Source organism: Geodermatophilus sabuli (genome assembly GCF_010686765.1).
Classification (GTDB): Bacteria; Actinomycetota; Actinomycetes; order Mycobacteriales; family Geodermatophilaceae; genus Geodermatophilus; species Geodermatophilus sabuli_A.
The window spans coordinates 234,860-256,856 of the sequence record NZ_JAAGWF010000007.1 but is presented as its reverse complement, the minus strand read 5'-3'; the positions used below and the strand labels follow the sequence as shown (position 1 = coordinate 256,856).

Genomic DNA, 21,997 nt, shown 5'->3' with positions numbered 1-21,997 from the left:
TGCGAACTCCACTTCGGCGGCCCCCTCGGGGGCCGCTGGGGACCAGGGACCAACCCCGCCACTGTACGTGGGGCCGCTGCTGCTCCGATCGGCGGCAGAGGGGGCGCCTGCCCCGACCGGGGCTCCGCGCGGGGCCCCTCGACCCCCGCCGGGTCGATGGGGGAAGCTGACGGCACCCGCGATCGACGGAGATCGGCCCGCACCTCGAGGACGTCCCCGGAGGGAACCGTGTCCTATCTCCTGCGGCTGGTCGTGCCCGACCGCCCCGGCATCCTCGGCGCCGTGGCCACCGCGCTCGGGTCGGCCGGCATCGACATCGTGTCCGTGGACGTGCTGGAACGCGGCGGCGGGGTCGCCGTCGACGACGTCGTGGTGGAGCTGCCCGCCGACCGGGTGCCCGACAGCCTGATCACCGCGGCACAGGCGGTCCCGGGCGTGCAGGTGGAGTCGCTGCGCCCGTTCGCGGGGCCACTGGACACCCACCGTGAGCTCGACCTGCTCGACGCGCTGGCCCACGCGGCCGAGGGCACCTCGGCCAAGCTGCTGGCCGCCGAGCTGCCGCGCGTCTTCCACAGTGGCTGGGCCGTCGTCCTCTCTGCGGTCGAGGACTCGTCCGACGGCGCGCCGTGGGAGGTGGCGGCCTCGTCCGAGGCGGCACCCACGTTCGAGGGGATGACCCTGCCGTGGATGCCGCTCGGTGGACCACGGCTGCTGCCGAGCGAGGACGACTGGCTGCCCGAGCGCTGGCAGGAGATGGCCATCGAGATGATGGCCGCCCCCTACGGCGGTCCCGGGTGCGCCGTCGTCCTGGGCCGGTCGGGAGGCCCGCCGTTCCGGCGCTCGGAACTGCTCCGACTGGCCCACCTGACCGGCATCGCCACCACCGTCGCGCACCTGCCCCCACTCTGATCTGTTGCATCTCCGACCTGGGCCGCTCTGGCGGGCCCGCGCCCGACGGCACCCTCACCGTCACGACGCCCACCGGCCTCACCGCGGTCATCACACCCCCGCCGTACTGAGCCGCGGGAACACGAGTCCCCGCGGCGACCGCCCCGGCGCGTCCCGCACGCGTCCGCGAGTGGACGCGCCGCCGGTGGACCCGCTCACTCCTCCGGGGCCTCGCTGCCGTCACCGACGGTGGCGACGGCGCGCGCCGCCTCGGGCCCCTCCTCGAGCAGCACCCGGAAGCCGTCGTCATCGAGGACCGGCGCCTTCACCTGCACCGCCTTGTCGTACTTGCTGCCGGGGTCGGCGCCCACGACGACGAAACCGGTCTTCTTCGACACCGAGCCGGTCACCTTGCCGCCACGCTCCTGGATCGCCGCGATCGCCTGGTCCCGGCTGTGGTCACGCAGCGATCCGGTGACGACGACGGTGACGCCGGTGAGCGGGCCGGGACCGGCGTCGCTGCCCTCGTCGACCATGCGGACCCCGGCCTGGCGCCACTTCTCGACCACGTCGCGGTGCCAGTCGACCTCGAACCAGTCGCGCACCGACTTCGCGATCGTGGGCCCGACGCCGTCGGCCGCGGCGAGCTCCTCCTCGGACGCCGCCATGATCCGGTCGAGCGAGCGGAAGTCGCGGGCCAGCGCCTGGGCGGCGGTGGGCCCGACGTGCCGGATGGAGAGCGCCACCAGCACCCGCCACAGCGGGACGTCCTTGCGGCTCTGCAGGTTGGTCAGCAGCTTCGCGCCGTTGGCGCTCAGGGTGCCGTCCTTCTTCGTGAAGAACCCCGACCGCTGCAACTGCTCGGCGTCCAGGAAGAAGACGTCCCCCTCGTCCTGCAGCAGGTGGCTCTGCAGCAGCGCGATCGCGGCCTCGTAGCCGAGGTTCTCGATGTCGAACGCGCCGCGACCGGCGACGTGGAACACCCGCTCCCGCAGCTGCGCGGGGCAGGACCGGGCGTTGGGACAGCGGATGTCGGCGTCGCCCTCCTTCTCCGGCCGCAGCTCGGTGCCGCACTCCGGGCAGTGCGAGGGCATGACGAACGCGCGCTCGTCGCCGGTGCGCGCGGCGACGACCGGGCCGAGCACCTCGGGGATGACGTCGCCGGCCTTGCGGATGACGACGGTGTCGCCGATCAGCACGCCCTTGCGGACCACCTCGGAGGCGTTGTGCAGGGTGGCGAGCTGCACCGTGGACCCGGCGACCTTGACCGGCTCCATGTACGCGAACGGCGTCACCCGGCCGGTGCGGCCGACGTTGACCTTGATGTCGAGGAGCTTCGTCGTCGCCTCCTCCGGCGGGTACTTGAAGGCGATCGCCCAGCGCGGGGCCCGCGAGGTCGAGCCGAGCCGGCGCTGCAGGGCGTACTGGTCGACCTTCACGACGACGCCGTCGATCTCGTGCTCGACCGAGTGCCGCTGCTCCCGGGTCTGCTCGATGAAGGCCCAGACCGCCTCGAGGTCGTCGACCACCCGGAACCGGTCGCTCACCGGCAGGCCGAGGTCCCGCAGCCGGTCGTAGGCGGCCGACTGCCGGTCGACGTCGAAGCCGCGGTGCGCCCCGACGCCGTGCACGACCAGGCGCAGCGGCCGGGACGCGGTGATCTTCGGGTCCTTCTGCCGGAGGGAGCCGGCGGCGGCGTTGCGCGGGTTCGCGAAGGGGGCCTTGCCCTGCTCGACCAGGCCGGCGTTGACGTCGGCGAAGCCGGCCACCGGGAAGTAGATCTCGCCACGCACCTCGAGCAGCTCCGGGAGGTCGTCCCCGGTCAGCTGCTGCGGGACGTTTCCCATCGTGCGGACGTTGGCGGTCACGTCCTCCCCCGTCGTCCCGTCGCCCCGCGTGGCGGCCCGGACCATGCGGCCGTTCTCGTAGACGATCGCGACGGCGACACCGTCGACCTTGAGCTCGCAGAGGTAGCTCGCCGCGGCCGCGCCGTCGCGCTCCACCCGGGCCGCCCAGGCCGACAGCTCGTCGCTGGAGAAGGCGTTGTCCAGGCTCTGCATGCGCTCGAGGTGCTGCACGGGCGCGAAGGTCGCGGTGAAACCGCCGTTGACCTTCTGGCTCGGCGAGTCGGGGGTGACCAGCGCCGGGTGTCCGGCCTCGATCGCCTTGAGCTCGCCCATCAGCTCGTCGTACTGACCGTCGCTGACCAGCGGCTCGTCGCGCACGTAGTAGGCGAAGGCGTAGCGGTCCAGTTCCTCCGACAGGTCCCGGTGCCGGGTGCGGGCGTCGTCGGGCACCTCGGTGAGGTCCTCCCGATCCGCCGCCGCGGCGACCTGGGGTCCGTCGAGTTCCGCCTCGGTGGTCACGCCGGAACGGTATCCGCCGGGTACGACGACCGGCCTGCGGTTCCCCCGGTCGGGCGGCTCAGTCGGGCTGCAGGTACCGGGCCGCCTCACGGACGTGGGTCATCGCCGCCCGCGCGTAGGCGGGGGTCGCCCCGGCCAGCCCGCACGCCGGGGTCAGGGTGACCGCCGCGGGCAGCTGCTCGGCCGGGAAGCCCAGTTCCCGCCACCACGCGCGCAACCGGGAGGCGGTCGCCTTGGGGGCCGGCAGCGGCGCGTCGGTGCCCGGCACGGCGCCGACCAGCAGGTGCGTACCCGCCTCCACGGCGGTCCCGATGGCATCGAGGTCCTGCACCAGCCCGAGGTCGAAGGAGACCCCGTCGGCGCCGGCCGACCGGAACAGCTCGAGGGGGGCGCGGTCCGCGCAGCAGTGCACGAGCACCGGCACCGGCAGCCCGGCGACGACCGCGGCCAGCTCCTGCTCCACCACCGATGCCTCGACCGCGGCCAGCTTGCCGAACCCGCTCACGGTGGGCAGGCCGCCGAGGAGGACGGCCGGCACGGACGGCTCGTCGAGCTGCACGACGATCCGGGCGCCCGGCACCCGCGCGGAGACGGCGGCGACGTGCTGCGCGAGCCCCTCGGTCAGGGACTGGGCGAGGTCACGGCGGGCTCCGGCGTCGACCACCGCACGGTCGCCGCGGGTCCGCTCGAGGCCGGCTGCCAGCGTCCACGGGCCGGTGGCCTGCACCTTGAGGGGGCCCTCGTAGGCCGCGGCGACGTCGTGGACCGCGTCGAGGTCCCGGGCGAGGAACTCCCGTGCCCGGCGCTGGTCGAGGCCCGACCGAGGGACCAGCCGCCAGCCGGCCGGGGTCAGGTCGACGGCGAGGTCGACCAGCAGCGCGGCGCTGCGCCCCACGAGGTCTGCGCCGGCGCCGCGGCCCGGCAACTCCGGCAGGTGCGCGAAGTCGGGCAGCTCGCCGACGACCAGGCGCACGGACTCCGCGGCGTCGGTCCCGGGCAGCGAGCCGACGCCGGTGGCGGGGCCCCAGGCGACCGGCCGCCCGACGCGGTCGTCGTCGGACGGGTCGATCGGCTGGGCAGGGTCGATCGGCGGGGCCACGACGGCGACGGTAGTCGGCCCCGTGCAGGGTCCCGCCGCCAGCTCGCGAGTGGCGGGGGGCAGGGGGCCGCTCCCTCACGCGGTGCCGAGCACCGTGCCCTGACCGAGCACCAGGTCGCCGCGTTCGGCGTCGGGTGCGTAGAGGACCGCCGACTGCCCGGGGGCGACCCCCCGCTGCTCGGTCCCCAGCACCAGGCGGAGGCCACCGCCGTCCCCTGCGGTCACCTCGCACGGCACCGCCGTGCCGTGGGCCCGCAGCTGCACCCGCGCCGTGAGGGGCAGCTCCGGCACCGGCCCGGTCCAGGTCGGCGGCGCGGTGCGGACCTCGCCGACGCCGGCCAGCTCGGCCGGACCGATGGTGACCGTGCGGCTCACCGGCTCGATCCCCAGGACGTAGCGGGGGCGCGAGTCCCCGACGGCCACGCCCAGGCCGCGGCGCTGCCCGACCGTGAAGCCGTACGCCCCGGAGTGCTCCCCGACGGTCGCGCCGGTCGCGGCGTCGACGACCGGCCCCGGCTGCGCCCCGAGCCGGCGGGCCAGGAAGCCGCGGGTGTCGCCGTCGGGGATGAAGCAGATGTCGTGGGAGTCGGCCTTGGTGGCGACGGCGAGACCGCGCTCGGCGGCGAGGGCCCGCACGGTCTCCTTGGTCATGGACCCCAGGGGGAACACCGCGCCGGCCAGCTGGTCGGCGGTGAGGACGGCGAGCACGTACGACTGGTCCTTGGCGGCGTCCACCGACCGGCGCAGCGCCCCGTCGGCCAGCCGGGCGTGGTGGCCGGTGACGACGGCGTCGAAGCCCAGTGCCAGCGCGCGGTCCAGGACGGCGGCGAACTTGATCTTCTCGTTGCAGCGCAGGCACGGGTTGGGGGTGCGACCGGCGGCGTACTCGGCCACGAAGTCGTCGACGACGTCCTCGGTGAAACGCTCGGCGAGGTCCCAGACGTAGAACGGGATGCCCAGCTCGTCGGCGACCCGGCGGGCGTCGTGGGCGTCCTCGACGCTGCAGCAGCCGCGCGCCCCGCTGCGGAGCACCTGCCGATCCGGGGACAGCGCCAGGTGGACGCCGGTGACGTCGTGGCCGGCTTCCACCGCGAGCGCGGCGGCGACCGCCGAGTCCACTCCCCCGCTCATCGCGGCGAGCAGCCTCATCGCGCGGACCTCATCGCCGGCCGAGGCCCGCCCGGCGGGCCCGCTCGACGACGGGCGCGATCACGTCCAGCACCGCGTCGACGTCGGCGTCGGTGGACGGGGAGCCGAGCGTGAAGCGCAGCGAGCTGCGCGCCCGATCGGTGTCGGCACCGACGGCGAGCAGCACGTGGCTGGGCCGGGCCACGCCGGCGCTGCACGCCGAGCCGGTGGAGCACTCGACTCCCCGGGCGTCCAGCAGCATGAGCAGCGCGTCGCCCTCGGCACCGGCGAAGGACAGGTGCGCGTTGCCCGGCAGGCGACCGGGCCCGCCCGCGACGACGTCGTCCAGGGGTGGGCCGTTCAGCTGGACGTCGGGCACCTGCGCCATCACGCCGGCGACCAGCCGGTCGCGCAGCGCGGCGAGGCGCGCCGCGCGCGGCACCCGGGTCCGGACGGCGGTGGTGGCCGCCACCTGGAGCCCGACGATGGCGGCGACGTCGAGGGTGCCCGAGCGCACGTCGCGCTCCTGGCCGCCCCCGTGCAGCAACGGCACGCACTCGGCGTCGCGGCGCAGCAGCAGGACGCCGGCGCCCATCGGCCCGCCGAGCTTGTGGCCGGTCATGGTGAGCGCGTCGACGCCGCTGGCGCCGAAGTCGACCGGCACCTGGCCCACGGCCTGCACCGCGTCCGTGTGCAGCGGCACGCCGACCTCGTGCGCGACCGCGGCCAGCGCGGGCAGGTCGCTGACCGTGCCGATCTCGTTGTTCGCCCACATGACGCTGACCAGCGCGACGTCCGAGCCGTCGCCGAGGGCGGCCCGGAGCGCGTCGGGGGTGATCCGGCCGGTGGGCTCCACCGGCAGCCAGGTGATGTCGGCCCCGTCGTGCTTGGCCAGCCACTCGACGCTGTCGATGACCGCATGGTGCTCGGCGGGGCTGACCACGATCCGCCGGCGCCGGGAGTCGGCGTCCCGCCGGGCCCAGAACAGGCCCTTGACGGCGAGGTTGTCGCTCTCCGTGCCCCCGCCGGTGAACAGGACCTCCGAGGGGCGCGCGCCCAGCGCCTCGGCCAGCCGCTCGCGCGACTGCTCGGCGACGCGGCGGGCGGCACGGCCGCTGGCGTGCAGCGAGGAGGGGTTGCCCACGCGGCCCAGCTGCTCGGTCATCGCAGCCAGCACCTCGGGGAGCACCGGCGTCGTCGCCGCGTGGTCCAGGTACGTCATGACGCAGCCAATGTAGTCGTGTGCGGCGCGGCCCCCGGCGCGACGGCGGGGGCGGCGGCACGGGGGGCCACGAGGGCACCGACGACCGCGATGACGGTGAACGCCGCGATCGCTCCGACCACCGCACCCGGCAGGGACAGCAGACCCGCGGTCGCCGCCGCGACGAGCACGCCGGCCAGCCCGACGCACAGCGCCGAGGCGGTCACGTCGGAGATCTGCAGGGCGGCGGAGTCCGCGCCCCGCCGGTGCTCGGGCGACTGGTCGAGGAGCAGGACGCCCACGCTCGGCATGCCCAGCCCCATGCCCAGACCCGCCACGGCCCAGGAGACGTAGGCGGGCCAGCCGTCCAGCGCCGGCACCGCCGCCAGCGCCGTCCCGGCCAGACCGACCGCCAGCAGCGCGAAGCCGACGCGCAGCAACCGCTCCCGGCGCAGGTCCGGACGGCGTCCCTGCAGGTTGGAGGCGGCGGCCCAGCCGAGTGCCCCCGCGGTGAGCGGGATGCCGGCCGCCGTCGCGCTGTAGCCGTGCACGGAGGTCAGGGTCAGCGGCAGGAGGGCGTCCATGCCGAAGAAGGCGCCGGCGAGCAGGCCACGGCTGGCGACCACGGCGGGCAGACCGCGGCGGGCCCACGCCGTCCCGGCCGGGAGCAGCGGGCGCAGGCCGGCGACCAGGGCGACCAGACCGACCGCCGCGACGCCGACCGCGACGGCGTCCAGCCGCTGACCGGCGTACTGCAGCGCGGCGATGCCGAGCCCGGCCAGCACGGCCCACCAGCGGCGCCCCGGCGGCGACGGGGCCGGGTCCTCCGGTGCGGCCAGCTGCCGGCCGGCCGACAGGACGAGCAGCAGCCCGACGGCGATCAGCGGCACCAGGCCCAGGAACACCAGCCGCCAGGTGGCGTGCGTCGTCACCAGCCCGGACACCACCGGGCCGATCAGGGCGGGCAGCACCCACGCCGTCGAGATCGCCCCGAACAGGCGCGGCCGCAGCGCGGGCGGGTAGGCCTGGCCGGCGATGACGTAGATGAGGACGACCATCACCCCGGCGCCGAGGCCCTGCACCGCCCGGCCGGCCACGAACACCGCCATCGAGCCGGCCAGCCCCGCCGTCACCAGGCCGGCGGCGAAGACGCCCACCCCCCAGGGCAGCGCGACCCGCGGACCCCGCCGGTCCCCCACGTCGCCCCCGGTGACCATCCCGACCACCGAGGCCACGAGGAACGCGCTGAACGGCCAGCCGTACCAGGCCATCCCGTCCAGCTCGGCCACCGCGGTCGGCATCGCGGTACCGACGGCCATGGCCTCGAAGGCGATGAAGGTGACCAGCATCAGCAGCCCGGCGGTCGTCCTCCGGTGGGCGCGGTCGAAGACTCCTCCGGCGGCGGTGGTGGTCACCCTTGCGCCAACCCGCGAACCTCGCGACGGCTTCCCGGCGACGCGGCGAGCGCCGGTCCCCGGACGGGACCGGCGCTCGACGGGTGGCTCCGCTGCAGGGGCCGGTTACCGCCGCGCGGTGATCTGCTCGGTGGCCTGGGGGACGACGGTGTTCAGGTCGCCCACCACCCCGAAGTCGGCGAGCTCGAAGATCGGCGCCTCGGGGTCCTTGTTGATCGCGACGATCGTCTTCGAGGTCTGCATGCCGGCCCGGTGCTGGATGGCGCCGGAGATGCCGACGGCGATGTAGAGCTGCGGGGAGACGGTCTTGCCGGTCTGTCCCACCTGGAAGGTGTGCGGGTAGTAGCCGGAGTCGACCGCCGCCCGGGAGGCGCCGACCGCGGCCCCGAGGGAGTCGGCGAGGGCCTCGATGATGGCGAAGTTCTCCGCCGACGCGACCCCGCGGCCACCGGAGACCACGATCGAGGCCTCGGTCAGCTCCGGCCGGGAGGACTTCTGCTCCACGACGCGGTCGACCACCCGGGTCAGCTTCGCGGCGTCGGACAGCGTGACGGCCACCGGCTCCTCGGCCGCGGCGGCCGGGGCCGGCTCGGGGGTGACCGAGTTGCCGCGGACGGTGTAGATCGGCGTGCCGACGGTGACCTTGGAGTGCACGATCGTCGCCCCGGCGAAGGCCACCTGGGTGGCGGTGCCGTCGGGGGCGATCTCGGTGACGTCGGTGAGGAAACCGCTGCCGGTCTTGACGGCCAGCCGGCCGGCGACCTCCTTGCCCTCCGCCGACGACGGGATGACCACCGCGGCCGGGGACACCGAGGCCACCAGCTGCGCGAGCACCTCGGCCTTGGGGGCGACGAGGTAGGAGTCGATCTCCTCGGACTCGGCGACGTAGACCTTCGCCGCGCCGTACTCGGCCAGCGCGTCGTGCGCGGCGGCGGCGGACCCGGGGGCGCCGACGACGACCGCCGAGGGCTCACCGAGCGCGCGGGCGGCGGTCAGCGCCTCGAGCGTGGTCTTGCGGACGCCGCTGCCGGTGGGGTCGAGCTCGACCAGGACCAGGACCTCTGCCATGACTGCTCCGTCTCCTCTTCGCTTCGACCCGGTCAGACGATCTTCTGGCTGGCGAGGTAGTCGACCAGCTTGGCCGCGCCGTCGCCCTCGTCGGGGACCTTGACGCCCTCGCCCTTGGGCGGGCGGCCGGCGAAGTCGAGCACCTGGCTGGTGGCCGTCGCCAGCCCGACCGTCGCCGGGTCGATGCCCAGGTCGGCCAGCGTCAGCTTGGTGACCGGCTTCTTCTTCGCGGCCATGATCCCCTTGAAGGAGGGGTACCGCGGCTCGTTGATGGTGTCCCAGGTCGAGACGATCGCCGGCAGCGGCGCCTCCAGCGCCCAGTAGCCGCCGTCGGTCTGCCGCTCCACCCGCGCCACGCCGCCCTCGACGGTGAGCTTGCGGGCACCGGAGAGCTGCGGGATGCCCAGCCGCTCGGCCAGCAGCGCCGGCATGACCGACAGCTGGCCGTCGGTGGACTCCGCGCCGGAGATCACGATGTCGTACTCAAGCTGGCCCAGCGCCGCGGCCAGGATCGCCGACGTCTGCGGCGCGCAGGCGCCGTGGATCGCGTCGTCCACCACGTGCACGGCCTTGTCCGCACCCATGGACAGCGCCTTGCGGATCGCGTCGGCCGCCGAGTCCGGGCCCACCGTCAGCACGGTGACCTCGCCGCCGTGCGCCTCCTTGAGGGTCAGCGCCTCCTCGATGGCGTACTCGTCGATCTCGTTGACGACGTTGTCCGCACTCCCCCGGGCGACGGTGTTGTCCGCCGGGTCCAGGCTGCGCTCGCTCCCGGAGTCGGGGACCTGCTTGACCAGAACGACGATGTTCATCGTCAGACCTACCTCCGCGCTGGGGTGTCAGGTTGCGGGCAGCCGCCTGCCTGCTCCGATAGTGGAGGTTACCGCCGGGTAACGGGGCCGCCCCCCGGAGGCCCGGTGACCCCGGTCACCACCGTCGGACGGCGTCCGGGCCGCTACTGCGCCGGTCCGGCCGGGGCCACCAGCACCGGTCGATCGGCGGGCACCACGGTGACCGCCGTCCCGGGGACCAGGTCGGCGCTCTCCGCGCTCCCGACGTCGACCGCGACCTCCACGCCGTCGGGCAGGGCGACCGCCAGCCGGGTCGAGGCACCGGAGAACGTGCGGGTCACCACCCGTCCGGCGCCGGCGGGGTCGGCGACGACGGTGAGCGACTCCGGCCGGACCAGGGCCACGACGGGACCGGCGCCGGGGACCGGTCCGGCCACCGGCCGGCGGACGCCGAGCAGCTCGACCCCCCCGTCGGCCGGCACCGCCGGCACCCGGTTCATCGTGCCGACGAACTCGGCGACGAACGCCGTCGCCGGCCGCTGGTACAGCTCGTCGGGCGAGGCCACCTGCTCGAGCCGGCCCTCGCGCAGCACCCCCACCCGGTCGGCCACCGACAGCGCCTCGGCCTGGTCGTGGGTGACGAACACCGTGGTGATGCCGAGCTCGAGCTGGATGCGGCGGATCTCCTCCCGGAGCTGCACCCGCACCTGGGCGTCCAGCGCCGACAGCGGCTCGTCGAGCAGGAGCACCTGCGGCGCGACGGCCAGCGCCCGGGCCAGCGCGACCCGCTGCTGCTGGCCGCCCGAGAGCTGGTGGGGGTAGCGGCCGCCCCGGTCGGCGAGGCCGACGAGCTCCAGCAGCTCGGCGGCCCGCCGGGTCTGCTCGCCCTTGCCGCGCCGCCGGACCCGCAGGCCGAAGGCGACGTTCTCGGCGACGGTCAGGTTGGGGAACAGGCTGTAGGCCTGGAACACCATGCCCATGTCCCGCTTGCTGGCCGGGACGCCGGTGATGTCCCGGCCGTCGAGCAGCACCCGGCCGGCATCGGGCTGCTCGAAGCCGGCGATCGCGCGCAGCGCGGTCGTCTTGCCGCAGCCCGAGGGCCCGAGGAGGGCGAGGAACTCGCCACCGGCCACCTCGAGGTCCAGCCCGTCGAGGGCCAGGACCGACCCGTAGCGGCGGGTGAGTCCCTCGAGCCGGACGCCGACGCCGGGGCGCTCGCGCAGGTCGGCCGGCGCGGCCGCGACCCGGGCCGTCCCCGGAGGGGCCGTGGTCATGCGGACTCCTTCCCCGCACGCCGGCGGTCGAGCGCGGAGATCAGCAGCAGCAGGACCCAGGTCATCCCGAGGGAGAGCACCGAGACCGCCACCGACAGCTGGGGCTGGGACCCGGAGATCTCCAGGATCCAGGTGGGGAACGTCCGGAAGCCCAGGATCTGGGCGATGGTGAACTCCCCGAGGACGAGGGCGAGGGTCAGGAACGCGGCGTTGAGCACCGACGTGCGGAGCACCGGCAGCACGACCGAGACGAGGACCCGCGGCCAGGAGGCGCCGAGGTTGCGGGCGGCCTCGGTGAGCGTCCGCAGGTCGGTGCCGCGCAGGCCGGCGTCCAGGGCGCGGTAGACGAACGGCAGCGCGAGGACGACGTAGACGAAGACCAGGATCCAGGGCAGCGACGGCCGCTGGAGCGCGAAGAACACCTCGGCCAGCGGGGTGCCGAAGAAGTAGTCCGGCGCCCAGGCCAGCACGCTGCGGACGCCGACCACGAGGGCGATCGGCGGCAGCACCAGCGGCAGGAGGGTGAGCAGCTCCACCGTCGTCCGCAGGCGCGGAAGGCGCAGCTCCACCAGGACGACGGTCGGCACCATCAGGACCAGCGAGATCAGCACGGTCAGCGCCGCGAGCGTCAGCGACCGGCCGAAGGTCTCGGCGAAGCCCTCGGCACCCGGGATGCCGGTGTAGTGCTCGGCGGTCAGCCCGCCCGCGCCGCGGTCCCGGACGGTGAACCACACCGAGGCGGCGATGGGCACCAGGAAGTACAGCCCGAACAGCGCCAGGACCACCCAGCGCCAGGCGCCGCCGCCCCGCCGGCCGGCGCGGACCGGCGCCTCCGGGGCGACACTCCCGGCACCCGCGACACCCCCCGTGGCCAGCGCCGTCACGACAGCCACCGCTGCGTGCGCCGCTGCACCCAGGCGTAGAAGACCATGACCAGGCCGATGAGCACGACCATGCCCAGGGCGAGCGCCTTGCCCAGGTTCTCCGCGCCGACGACGACGTTGCTCGACAGCGCGTCGGCGATCTGCAGGGTCACCAGCGGGATGCTGCTGCCCACCAGCGCCCGGGCGGTGGCGTAGGCCGCGAACGCCGACGCGAACAGCAGCATGGTGGCGCCGATGACCGGCGGGGCCAGCACCGGCCCGCCCACGTACCGCCAGTACTGCCAGCCGGTGGCGCCGAGGTTGTCCGCGGCCTCCCGCCACTGCGGCCGCAGCGCCTCGAGCGCCGGGGTGATCGTGAGCACCATCAGGGGCACGAGGAAGTACAGGTAGACCAGCGCCAGGCCGGTCATCGAGTACAGCGAGAAGCCGGCCAGCCCGAGGGTGTCGGTGAGCAGCGCGGTCACCACGCCGGCGTTGCCGATCGTGGCGATGAAGGCGAAGGCCAGGGGGACGCCGCCGAAGTTGGCGAGCACACCCGAGGCGGTCAGCACCAGCCGGCGCAGCAGCCGGCCCCGGCGTGACCGCAGGACGGCCACCGCCAGCGTCAGCCCGAGGGCGGCGCCGAGCACCGCGGTGAGCGCGGAGAGCTGCAGGCTGCCCACGTAGGCGCGCCGGTAGGCACCCTCGGTGATGGTGGTGATGCTGTCGGTCGACCAGCTCTCCTCGAAGGTGACCGGGTCGGTGGCGCGGAAGGCCTCCACCGCGACCACCGCGATGGGCAGCAGCAGGAACACCGCGACGTAGAGCAGGAACGGCAGCGCGCCCAGGGCGACGAGCAGCCCGGCCCGTCCCCGGCGGCGCCGCGACGACCGCCCCGGGCCGGCGACCGCTGGGTCGCCGGCCCGGGGCGGGGCCGTCTGGGTCGTGGACGTGCTCAGCCCGAGATCTCCGCGTTCCAGCGCTCGGCCACCACCTGCTGCGCGGCGGTCTCCTGCTCCTGGGACGGGAAGTCGGCGGTGCCCTCCACCGGGGGCAGGGCGCTGAGCAGCTCGGCGTCCGCCGTCCCGGCCTGCTCCATCGCCGGCAGCCGCACCGGCCGGGCGCCGCCGCCGAGCCAGATGTTCTGGCCCTCGTCGCTGTAGAGGAACTCCTGCCACAGGCGGGCCGCGGCGGGGTGCGGGGCGAACTTGCTGATCGCCTGGCTGTAGTAGCCGCCGAAGAGCCCGTCGGTCGGGACGGCGACCTGCCACTCCACGCCCTGGTCGGCGAGGGTGTCGGTGAGGCCGGCGTTGAGGTAGTCCCAGTCGAGGGCCAGCGGGGTCTCCCCGCTCTGGATGGTCGCCGGGGTGATCTCGACCGGGTTGAAGTTGCCGACGTCCTTGACCTGCTTGAAGAAGTCGATGCCCGGGCCGATGTCGTCCAGGCTGCCGCCGTTGGCCAGGGACGCCGCCCACACCCCGGAGAAGGCCGCCGCGGCCTGGGTCGGGTTGCCGTTGAGCGCGACCTGTCCGGCGTACTGCGGGTCGAGCAGGTCGGCGAAGGTCGTGGGGCACTCGGCGATGACCGTGGCGTTGCAGCCGATGGAGATGTAGCCGCCGTAGTCGTTGTACCAGTGGCCCTCCGGGTCCTTCTGGCCCTCGGGGATCTCGTCCCAGGTCTGCACCTGGTAGGGCGCGAGCAGGTCCTGGGCCTGGGCCTGCCGGGCGAAGGCGGTGCCGAGGTCGAGCACGTCGGGGGCGCGGTCCTGGCCGCGCTGGCTGGTCACCGCGTTCAGCTCGTCCTGGCTGGAGCCGTCGGGCAGGGCGCTCTCGACCTGGATGTCGTACTTCTCCTCGAAGGTGGAGATCATCTCGCCGTAGTTGGCCCAGTCCGGCGGCAGGGCGATGACGTTCAGCGTGCCCTCGGCCTCCGCCGCCGCGACCAGCGCGTCGAGGTCACCGAAGTCGGACAGCGAGGTCGCGCTCGCCGCGTCGCTGTCGGAGCCGCCGCCCCCGGAGCCGCCGTCGTCCCCGCCCCCGCAGGCGGCGAGGGTCAGGGTCGCGGTGGCCAGCACCGCCGCCGTCCGCAGGGTGGGGCGTCTGCCCAGGGTGGTGCGCTGCACGGTTCTCCTCCAGTGGTGTCCGCGTCGCCCGTCCGAGTGGGCGCGGCGGGGGCTGCCGGGATGGTGACAGACGGTGGGGTCTCGCGCCGGGTCCCCGGTCCCGCCGCCGGGTGTCGATCCGGTGAACAGCGCCCGCCGGTGGGTCAGCGACCGGTGAAGGTCGCCTTGCCCGGGCCGCTCTCGAGGAAGGAGCGCATGCCGGCCTTCTGGTCCTCGGTGTCGAACAGCTCCGCGAACAGCCGGCTCTCCAGCGCCAGCCCCTCGTGCAGCGGCACGTCCAGGCCCTCGTCGACGGCCCGCTTGGCGGCAGCCAGCGCGAGCGGCGGGCCGGCCGCGAACTTGCGGGCCATGGCCACCGCCGTCGGGTACACCTCGTCGTCCGGGACGACGGCGTCGGCCAGCCCGAGCTCCAGCGCCTCCTCGGCGCCGACGTGCCGGCCGGTGAACACGAGGTCCTTGGCCTTGGCCGGGCCGACCAGGCGGGCCAGCCGCTGGGTGCCCCCTGCGCCGGGGATGACACCCAGCAGGATCTCGGGCTGGCCGATCTTCGCGCCGGCCCCCATGACGCGGAAGTCGGCGCACAGGGCCAGCTCGTACCCGCCGCCGAGCGCGTAGCCGGTGATGGCGGCGATCACCGGCTTGGGCACCCGCTGGACCGCGGTGAACGAGTCGGTGAGCTCCCGCCCCCAGGCGACCATGCTCGAGCCGTCCAGCTGCGACATGGCCTTGATGTCGGCGCCGGCGGCGAACACCCGCTCCCCGCCGTAGAGCACCACCGCGCGGACGTCGGAGCGCTCGCCGGCCTCCAGCGCCGCGGCGCGGACCTCCCGGTGCAGCTGCTCGTCGATCGCGTTCATCTTGGGCCGGTCCAGACGGATGGTCCCCACGCCGTCGGCCACCTGCAGGGTCACGAACTCCGGCGCTGCCATGGGGGCCTCCTGCGGGTGGACGACGTCGTCGCGGGCACCCTAACGGCCCACCTCCCGGGCCCCGCCCCGAGCCCGTGGAGGGCGGACCGGCTACCGGCGGGCCGTCCAGCGGCCGTCGGCCCGCTCCACCTGCAGTGCCAGCCCGAACGTCTCCGACAGCGTCTCGGCGGTCAGCACCTGCTCCATCGGCCCGGCGGCCACCACCTCGCCGCCGCGCAGCAGCAGTGCGTGGCCGTAGCCGGGCGGGATCTCCTCCACGTGGTGGGTGACCAGCACCTGGGCCGGCGCGTAGCGGTGGTGCGCCAGGTCGGCCAGCCGGCTGACCAGGTCCTCCCGGCCACCCAGGTCCAGGCCCGCGCCCGGCTCGTCGAGCAGCAGCAGCTCGGGGTCGGGCATGAGCGCCCGGGCGATCTGCACCCGCTTGCGCTCACCCTCGCTGAGCGTGCCGAAGGAGCGGTGCGCCATCGGTGCCACACCCCACTGCTTCATGAGCGTGGCCGCACGGGTGAGGTCGTGGACGTCGTAGCGCTCCCGCCCGCGGCCGACGACCGCGTACCCCGCGGAGAGGACGACGTCCCCGGTGCGCTCGGCGGGCTGGATGCGCTGGGCGAGAGCGGCGCTGGTGAGCCCGATCCGCGGGCGCAGCTCGAAGACGTCGACGGCGCCGAGGGTCTCCCCCAGCAGCCGCACGGTGCCCCGCGTCGGGTGCAGGTGCGCCGCCGCCAGTTGCAGCAACGTCGTCTTCCCCGCTCCGTTGGGTCCGAGGACCACCCAGCGCTGCTCGGGCGCGACGGTCCAGTCGACGCCGCGCAGCAGGTGGGTGTCCCCGCGGACGACGTCCACGCCGCGCATCTCGACGACCGGCTCGTTCGGCACGTGCCCATCCAACCAACCCGCCCGGCGGCACCACCCTGCCGCCCCGACCGGCCGGGTGTTGGCAGGATCACCCTCGTGCCCAGCAGCCCGGACGACATCGAGGTCTGGCCCGGCTCCCCCGCGCCCCTGGGCGCGGCGTGGGACGGCAACAGCACGAACTTCGCCCTCTGGTCGGCCGGCGCGCAGGCGGTCGACCTGTGCCTGTTCGACCGGGACGGCACCGAGCACCGCCACCGGCTGCAGGAGACCACCCACCAGGTGTGGCACGGGCGGCTGCCGGGGATCGGCCCCGGCCAGCGCTACGGCTACCGGGTGCACGGCGGCTACGACCCCGCCTCGGGCCTCCGGTACAACCCGGCCAAGCTGTTGCTGGACCCCTACGCCCGGGCCGTCGACGGCGAGCTGACCCTCGGGCCGGCGTTGTTCGGCTATGCCGGCTCGGCCGTGGACGCCCCGGTGCCCGACGGCCGGGACTCGGCACCCTTCGTCCCCCGCGCAGTGGTCGTCCGCGACTCCTTCCCGTGGGACGGCGACCGGCGCCCGGGCACCGCCTGGTCGGACACGGTCATCTACGAGGTGCACGCCAAGGGCGCCACGATGGGCCACCCCGACGTCCCGCCGGCGCTGCGCGGCACCTACGCCGGCCTGGCGCACCCGGCGTTCGTCGCGCACCTGCAGGCGCTCGGGGTGACCGCGGTGGAGCTGCTGCCGGTGCACCACTTCGTCAGCGAACCGCACCTGCTGCGCCGCGGGCTGACCAACTACTGGGGCTACAACACCCTCGGCTACTTCGCGCCGCACGCCGCCTACAGCTCCGCGGGGTCCGGTGGCCAGCAGGTCACCGAGTTCAAGGCGATGGTCAAGGCGCTGCACGCGGCGGGCATCGAGGTCATCCTCGACGTGGTCTACAACCACACCGCCGAGGGCGACCACACCGGCCCGACGCTGTCGTTCAAGGGCATCGACAACGGCGGCTACTACCGGCTCGACGGGGCGGACCCCTCCCGCTACACCGACTACACCGGCTGCGGGAACACCCTCGACGTCCGCCGTCCCCCGGTGCTGGCGCTGCTCATGGACTCACTGCGCTACTGGGTCACCGAGATGCACGTCGACGGCTTCCGGTTCGACCTGGCCGCCGCCCTGGCCCGCTCGATGCACGACGTGGACCGGCTGTCGGCCTTCTTCGACGTCGTGCACCAGGACCCGGTGGTCAGCCAGGTGAAGCTGATCGCCGAGCCCTGGGACGTCGGCGAGGGCGGCTACCAGGTGGGCAACTTCCCGCCGCTGTGGACGGAGTGGAACGGCAAGTACCGCGACACCGTCCGCGACGTCTGGTCCGGTGCGCACGTCGGCGTCCGGGACCTGGCCTACCGGCTGACCGGGTCGTCGGACCTGTACCGCTCCGACGGCCGGCGTCCGTTCGCCAGCATCAACTTCATCACGGCCCACGACGGGTTCACCCTCGCCGACCTGGTCACCTACGAGCGCAAGCGCAACGAGGCCAACGGCGAGGACAACCGGGACGGCGAGAGCCACAACCGGAACTGGAACTGCGGCGTCGAGGGGCCCACCGACGACCCGGCGGTGCGGGAGCTCCGGGCCCGGCAGGTCCGCAACCACCTCGCCACCCTGCTGCTGTCCACCGGCGTGCCGATGCTCACCGCCGGTGACGAGCTGGGCCGCACCCAGGGCGGCAACAACAACGCCTACTGCCAGGACAACGAGATCTCCTGGGTGGACTGGGGCGCCGTCGACGCCGAGCTGCTGGCCTTCGTCGCCCGCGTGCTCGGGCTGCGCCGGGCCTCGCCGGTGCTGCGCCAGGAGGCCTTCTTCGAGGGCCACGAGATCCCCGGCACCGGCGGCACCCGGGACCTCGCCTGGTTCCACCCCGCCGGCCACCAGCTCGGCACCACGGACTGGTTCGACACGGGGCTGCAGACGATCGGCATGTACCTCGACGGGCGCGGCATCCGGCACCGCGACGAGCGCGGACGGCCGGTGCAGGACGACTCCTACCTGGTGCAGTTCCACGCGGGCCCGGCACCGGTCACCGTGCACCTGCCCGGCCCGCCGTGGGCGGACGGCTACGAGTTCGTCGTCTCCACCGAGTACCCGACCGGTGCGCCGCCGCGGCCGGCGGTCGTCGCGCCCGGCCCGTTGGAGATGCCGCCCCGCTGCGTCTGGCTGCTCCGCGTGCTCCGGCGTCCCTGAGGCCCCGTCCCGGGTCCCGCCCCGAGCGTGCGGAGGGTGGGAGGACGGGGTCCGCTCCTAGTCGGTCGTCTGCTCGAAGGTGATGACGGTCCAGCCGAGCAGCAGCCGGTCGCCGTCGGAGAGCGGGTGCGCCACGCCGGGCTCGAGCTGGGTCCACTCGGTGGCCTCGGGACCGGCGACGTGGGTGCCGTTGAGCGAGCCGAGGTCGATCAGCGACACCTCCCGGCCGCTGCGCTGGATCGCGGCGTGCGCGGAGGAGAGCACGTTCTGGGTGTCGGCGATCGGGACCGGCCGGGCGGTGCCGTTGCTGACCATCTCGTGGTTGTCGGGACGCCGGCCGAGCACCAGGTCCTCGTCCACGGTCACGACCAGGCCGTCGTCGAAGCGCAGGATCGGAGCGGCCGGCGGCTCGGGCTTCCAGAAGGCGGTCGACTCCCCCTCGTCGGGGTCCTGGGCCGCCGGGGCAGCGGTGGCCCCGTAGCCGGAGGACCCGGCGGAGCCGAAGCCCGCGTCGGACCCCGCGGTGAACGACGAGGGTGCGGGACCGGCCTGCGGGGCGGCCGCCGAGGAGACGTGCGCCACGGCCGCGAGCTGCAGCATCGCCCCGGACCCGGGCACGGTGCCCTCGACGAGGTCGTAGGCCACCCCCGGGGGCATGGAGGGCACCGGCTGACCCGGGCCCACGTAGAGGGTCTGGCCGAGCTGGAAGCCGCTGGCCAGCGTGCAGTGGTCGAAGGACGAGCCCGAGACGGGGACGCCGTCGACGGCGGGCTGGCCCTTGCCCGACCACAGCGCCGTGCCGGTGCCGGTGCCGCCGGCGCTGTCGACGAGCACCAGGGCGAAGGACGCGGAACCACCGCCGAGCGCGGCGACCTGACCGGCGACCGCACCGAGGACCCGCTCGGCGCCGGGGCCGGAGACCCCGAGGCAGGCGTGGAGTGCGGCCACCAGGGCCGGCGATCCCGGGGCGTCCACCCACAGGAGACCGCCTCCCCGTCGAGCGACGACGGAGTCTCCTGGCAGTACTTCACAGCGGTCGGGCATGTGTCCAGCCTAATGACGTCAAGCGGGTGTGGGTGGACCGGCAACACCGCCACGCCGATCGGCAGCCCCGCCGCCGGGACGGCTGCGACCCGCGTGACAGATGAGCCTCGGGGTCTCGGGCTGCGCTGGAACGGCCACCCTCCAGGGGCCCGGGGAAGGGTTCCTCAGTCAGGCCGTGGCGACCACGCCGAGCTCGGCCGGGTCGGCCAGGTGTGCGGAGTTCGGGAGGACCCGCACCGTGTAGCCGAACGCGCCGGTGCGCTCCAGCGGCACCGTTGCGCTGAACCAGTGCCGGGAGCCGTCGGTGTGCTCGTGCGCCATGGGCAGCGTGGTCACCTCGTGCAGCCCGTCGGCGTCGTCGACGCGGCCGTAGGCGGCCTGGACCTGGACGTCGGACGGCGCGAGGCCGGGCAGTTCGACCTCGGCGCGCAGCGCCAGGGTGGACCCGATCTCCGGGGTGTCGCCGGCCCCGGTGGCCTCGACGTGGGCGACCCGGACGGCGTTCCAGTGGTCGAGCAGGTGCGACCGCCAGCCGGCCTCCTGGCGCGCCGGGCCGTAGCCGCCCTCGGCCATCGACCGCGCGGAGCCGGCCGCCGGCACGTACAGCTGCTGCACGTAGTCCCGGACCATGCGGGTGGCCAGCACCTTCGGCCCGGTCTCGCGCAGGGTGTGCCGCACCATCTCCACCCAGCGCGTGGGGATGCCGTCGCGGTCGGTCTCGTAGAAGCGCGGCAGCACCTGGTTGCCCAGGAGCTCGTAGATGGCCCGGGCCTCGATCTCGTCCCGGCGGTCGTGGTCGGTCACCCCGTCGGCGGTGGGGATGGCCCAGCCGTTCTGGCCGTCGAACCACTCGTCCCACCAGCCGTCGCGGATGGAGAGGTTCAGCCCGCCGTTGAGCGCCGCCTTCATGCCCGACGTGCCACAGGCCTCCAGCGGCCGCAGCGGGTTGTTGAGCCAGACGTCGCAGCCCCAGTACAGGTAGCGGGCCATCCCGATGTCGTAGCCGGGCAGGAACGCGATCCGGTGCCGCACCTCGGGGTCGTCGGCGAACTTCACCATCTGCTGGATCAGCTGCTTGCCGCCGTCGTCGGCCGGGTGGCTCTTGCCCGCGATGATCAGCTGGATCGGCCGCTGCGGGTCCAGCAGCAGCGCCTTGAGCCGCTCCGGGTCGCGCAGCATGAGGGTCAGCCGCTTGTAGGAGGGCACCCGGCGGGCGAAGCCGATCGTGAGGACGTCGGGGTCGAAGGCGCCGTCGGTCCAGCCCACCTCCGACTCGGCCGCGCCCCGCGACAGCGCGGTCTCCCGCAGCCGGCGGCGCACCTCGTCGACCAGCCGGCCGCGCAACAGCCGCCGCGTGCTCCACAGGTCCGAGGCGGGGATCCGGTCCACGCCGTCGAAGTGCACGTCGCCCTCGACCTCGACGGGGTCGCCCTGGCTGCTGGCCTGGGTGCCGAGCTCGACGAGTTCCCGCGCGGTCCAGGTCGGGGCGTGCACGCCGTTGGTGATCGACCCGATGGGCACGTCACCCTCGTCGAAGCCGGGCCACAGGTAGTTGAACATGTGCCGGCTGACGTGGCCGTGCAGCTGGCTGACCCCGTTGGCCCGCTGCCCCAGCCGCAGCCCCATGTGGGCCATGTTGAACTTCGCCGGGTCCTCCTCGGCGCCCAGCGGGATGAGCTGGTCCATCGGGACGCCGAAACCGGCGAAGTACCGCTCGATGAGGGCGCGGGGGAAGCGGTCGATCCCCGCCGGGACGGGCGTGTGGGTCGTGAACACCGTGCCGGCGCGGACCGCCTGCAGCGCCTCGGCGAAGGACAGCCCGTGGGACTCGGTGAGCTCGCGGATCCGCTCCACGCCCTGGAAGCCCGCGTGGCCCTCGTTGGCGTGGAAGACCTCCGGCTGCGGGGTGCCGGTCAGCCCGCAGTAGGCGCGCAGGGCCCGGACACCGCCGATGCCCAGCAGCATCTCCTGGCGCAACCGGTGGTCCTCGTCGCCGCCGTACAGGCGGTCGGTGACCAGCCGCTCGGCCGGGGCGTTCTCCTCGATGTCGCTGTCGAGCAGCAGCAGGGAGACCCGGCCCACCTGCACCCGCCACACGTGGGCGTGCAGCGTGCGCCCCTCCGGCAGCGGCACGGTGATCACGACGGCCGAACCGTCGGACTGGCGCAGCAGCTTGACCGGGAGGCCGTGCGGGTCCAGGGACGGGTAGTGCTCCAGCTGCCAGCCGTCGGCCGACAGCCCCTGCTCGAAGTAGCCGGCCCGGTACAGCAGGCCGACCCCGATCAGGGGGACGCCGAGGTCGGAGGCGGCCTTGAGGTGGTCACCGGCCAGGATGCCCAGGCCACCGGAGTACTGCGGCAGCACCTCGGTGATGCCGAACTCGGCGGAGAAGTACGCGATGGTCTGGGGCGCGTCGGACCCCAGCGACTGGTACCAGTGCGGCGCGGACAGGTAGTCCTCGAGGTCGTCGACGACGTCGGTGAGCCGGCGCAGGAAGCGGCGGTCCCTGGCGAGGGTCGCCAGCCGCTCGGCCGACACCTCACCGAGCACCTTCACCGGGTCCCCGTTGCAGGTCTGCCACAGCTGCGGGTCGAGGGCCTCGAAGAGGTCGCGGGTCTCGGGGTGCCATGACCAGCGCAGGTTCGTCACCAGCTGGGACAGCGGCATCAGCTCCTCGGGGAGCGATGCCCGGACGGTGAACCTGCGGAGAGCGCGCACC

At 74.4% G+C, this 21,997-nt stretch carries 17 protein-coding genes; 2 read left to right on the top strand and 15 right to left on the bottom strand.

Annotated features, from left to right (window positions below; genetic code table 11):
* Positions 1-228: 228 nt before the first annotated feature.
* A complete protein-coding gene (locus tag GCU56_RS06145) occupies positions 229-909 on the top strand; it encodes an ACT domain-containing protein (protein ID WP_345771674.1) in 681 nt (226 codons plus the stop codon).
* 194 nt (positions 910-1,103) lie between these two features.
* Here the strand turns inward: GCU56_RS06145 and ligA are convergent, their stop codons facing one another.
* From ligA to GCU56_RS24460, 13 genes are all read right to left on the bottom strand, one after another.
* Positions 1,104-3,254, bottom strand: a complete 2,151-nt coding sequence (gene ligA, locus GCU56_RS06140; RefSeq protein ID WP_163480618.1) for an NAD-dependent DNA ligase LigA — start codon at positions 3,252-3,254, stop codon at positions 1,104-1,106.
* Positions 3,255-3,312: 58 nt separating this feature from the next.
* Positions 3,313-4,353 carry a methionine synthase gene (locus GCU56_RS06135; RefSeq protein ID WP_163480617.1) on the bottom strand — a complete coding sequence of 347 codons (1,041 nt, stop codon included), beginning with the start codon at positions 4,351-4,353 and terminating at the stop codon, positions 3,313-3,315.
* 75 nt (positions 4,354-4,428) lie between these two features.
* Positions 4,429-5,502: a tRNA 2-thiouridine(34) synthase MnmA gene (gene mnmA, locus GCU56_RS06130; RefSeq protein ID WP_163480616.1), complete on the bottom strand. Its 1,074-nt coding sequence runs from the start codon at positions 5,500-5,502 to the stop codon at positions 4,429-4,431.
* A gap of 10 nt (positions 5,503-5,512) precedes the next feature.
* On the bottom strand, positions 5,513-6,703 hold the full coding sequence (locus tag GCU56_RS06125) for a cysteine desulfurase family protein (protein ID WP_163480615.1): 1,191 nt from the start codon (positions 6,701-6,703) through the stop codon (positions 5,513-5,515).
* Positions 6,700-8,097, bottom strand: a complete 1,398-nt coding sequence (locus GCU56_RS06120; RefSeq protein ID WP_345771673.1) for an MFS transporter — start codon at positions 8,095-8,097, stop codon at positions 6,700-6,702. The genes GCU56_RS06125 and GCU56_RS06120 overlap by 4 nt, the downstream gene beginning before the upstream one ends.
* A 105-nt stretch (positions 8,098-8,202) precedes the next feature.
* A complete protein-coding gene (locus GCU56_RS06115) occupies positions 8,203-9,165 on the bottom strand; it encodes an electron transfer flavoprotein subunit alpha/FixB family protein (protein ID WP_163480614.1) in 963 nt (320 codons plus the stop codon).
* A gap of 32 nt (positions 9,166-9,197) precedes the next feature.
* Complete coding sequence (locus GCU56_RS06110) at positions 9,198-9,977, bottom strand: electron transfer flavoprotein subunit beta/FixA family protein (RefSeq protein ID WP_163480613.1); 780 nt, start codon at positions 9,975-9,977, stop codon at positions 9,198-9,200.
* Positions 9,978-10,120: 143 nt separating this feature from the next.
* Entirely contained in the window at positions 10,121-11,230 is a 1,110-nt protein-coding gene (locus GCU56_RS06105) for an ABC transporter ATP-binding protein (protein ID WP_163480612.1), read from the bottom strand.
* Positions 11,227-12,114, bottom strand: a complete 888-nt coding sequence (locus GCU56_RS06100; protein ID WP_345771672.1) for an ABC transporter permease — start codon at positions 12,112-12,114, stop codon at positions 11,227-11,229. Before GCU56_RS06100 ends, GCU56_RS06105 begins: the two co-directional genes overlap by 4 nt.
* Positions 12,111-12,908 (bottom strand): ABC transporter permease, encoded by a 798-nt coding sequence (locus GCU56_RS06095; protein ID WP_345771671.1) that lies wholly within the window; start codon positions 12,906-12,908, stop codon positions 12,111-12,113. Before GCU56_RS06095 ends, GCU56_RS06100 begins: the two co-directional genes overlap by 4 nt.
* A gap of 140 nt (positions 12,909-13,048) precedes the next feature.
* A complete protein-coding gene (locus GCU56_RS06090) occupies positions 13,049-14,215 on the bottom strand; it encodes an ABC transporter substrate-binding protein (protein WP_345771670.1) in 1,167 nt (388 codons plus the stop codon).
* 143 nt (positions 14,216-14,358) lie between these two features.
* Positions 14,359-15,144 carry an enoyl-CoA hydratase/isomerase family protein gene (locus tag GCU56_RS06085; protein ID WP_163480611.1) on the bottom strand — a complete coding sequence of 262 codons (786 nt, stop codon included), beginning with the start codon at positions 15,142-15,144 and terminating at the stop codon, positions 14,359-14,361.
* Positions 15,145-15,234: 90 nt separating this feature from the next.
* Entirely contained in the window at positions 15,235-16,020 is a 786-nt protein-coding gene (locus GCU56_RS24460; RefSeq protein WP_345771669.1) for an ABC transporter ATP-binding protein, read from the bottom strand.
* A gap of 75 nt (positions 16,021-16,095) precedes the next feature.
* On the opposite strand from GCU56_RS24460, the gene glgX reads away from it, so the two are divergent.
* The gene (gene glgX, locus GCU56_RS06075) at positions 16,096-18,234 is read left to right on the top strand and encodes a glycogen debranching protein GlgX (protein ID WP_163480610.1); all 2,139 of its coding nucleotides are present in this window, start codon (positions 16,096-16,098) and stop codon (positions 18,232-18,234) included.
* A 57-nt stretch (positions 18,235-18,291) separates the two neighbouring features.
* On the opposite strand, the gene GCU56_RS06070 is transcribed toward glgX, so the two are convergent.
* On the bottom strand, positions 18,292-19,182 hold the full coding sequence (locus tag GCU56_RS06070; RefSeq protein WP_345771668.1) for an FHA domain-containing protein: 891 nt from the start codon (positions 19,180-19,182) through the stop codon (positions 18,292-18,294).
* A gap of 264 nt (positions 19,183-19,446) precedes the next feature.
* Positions 19,447-21,996, bottom strand: coding sequence for an alpha-glucan family phosphorylase (glgP, locus tag GCU56_RS06065; RefSeq protein WP_163480608.1), 2,550 nt, complete (start codon positions 21,994-21,996; stop codon positions 19,447-19,449).
* Position 21,997: the final 1 nt, after the last annotated feature.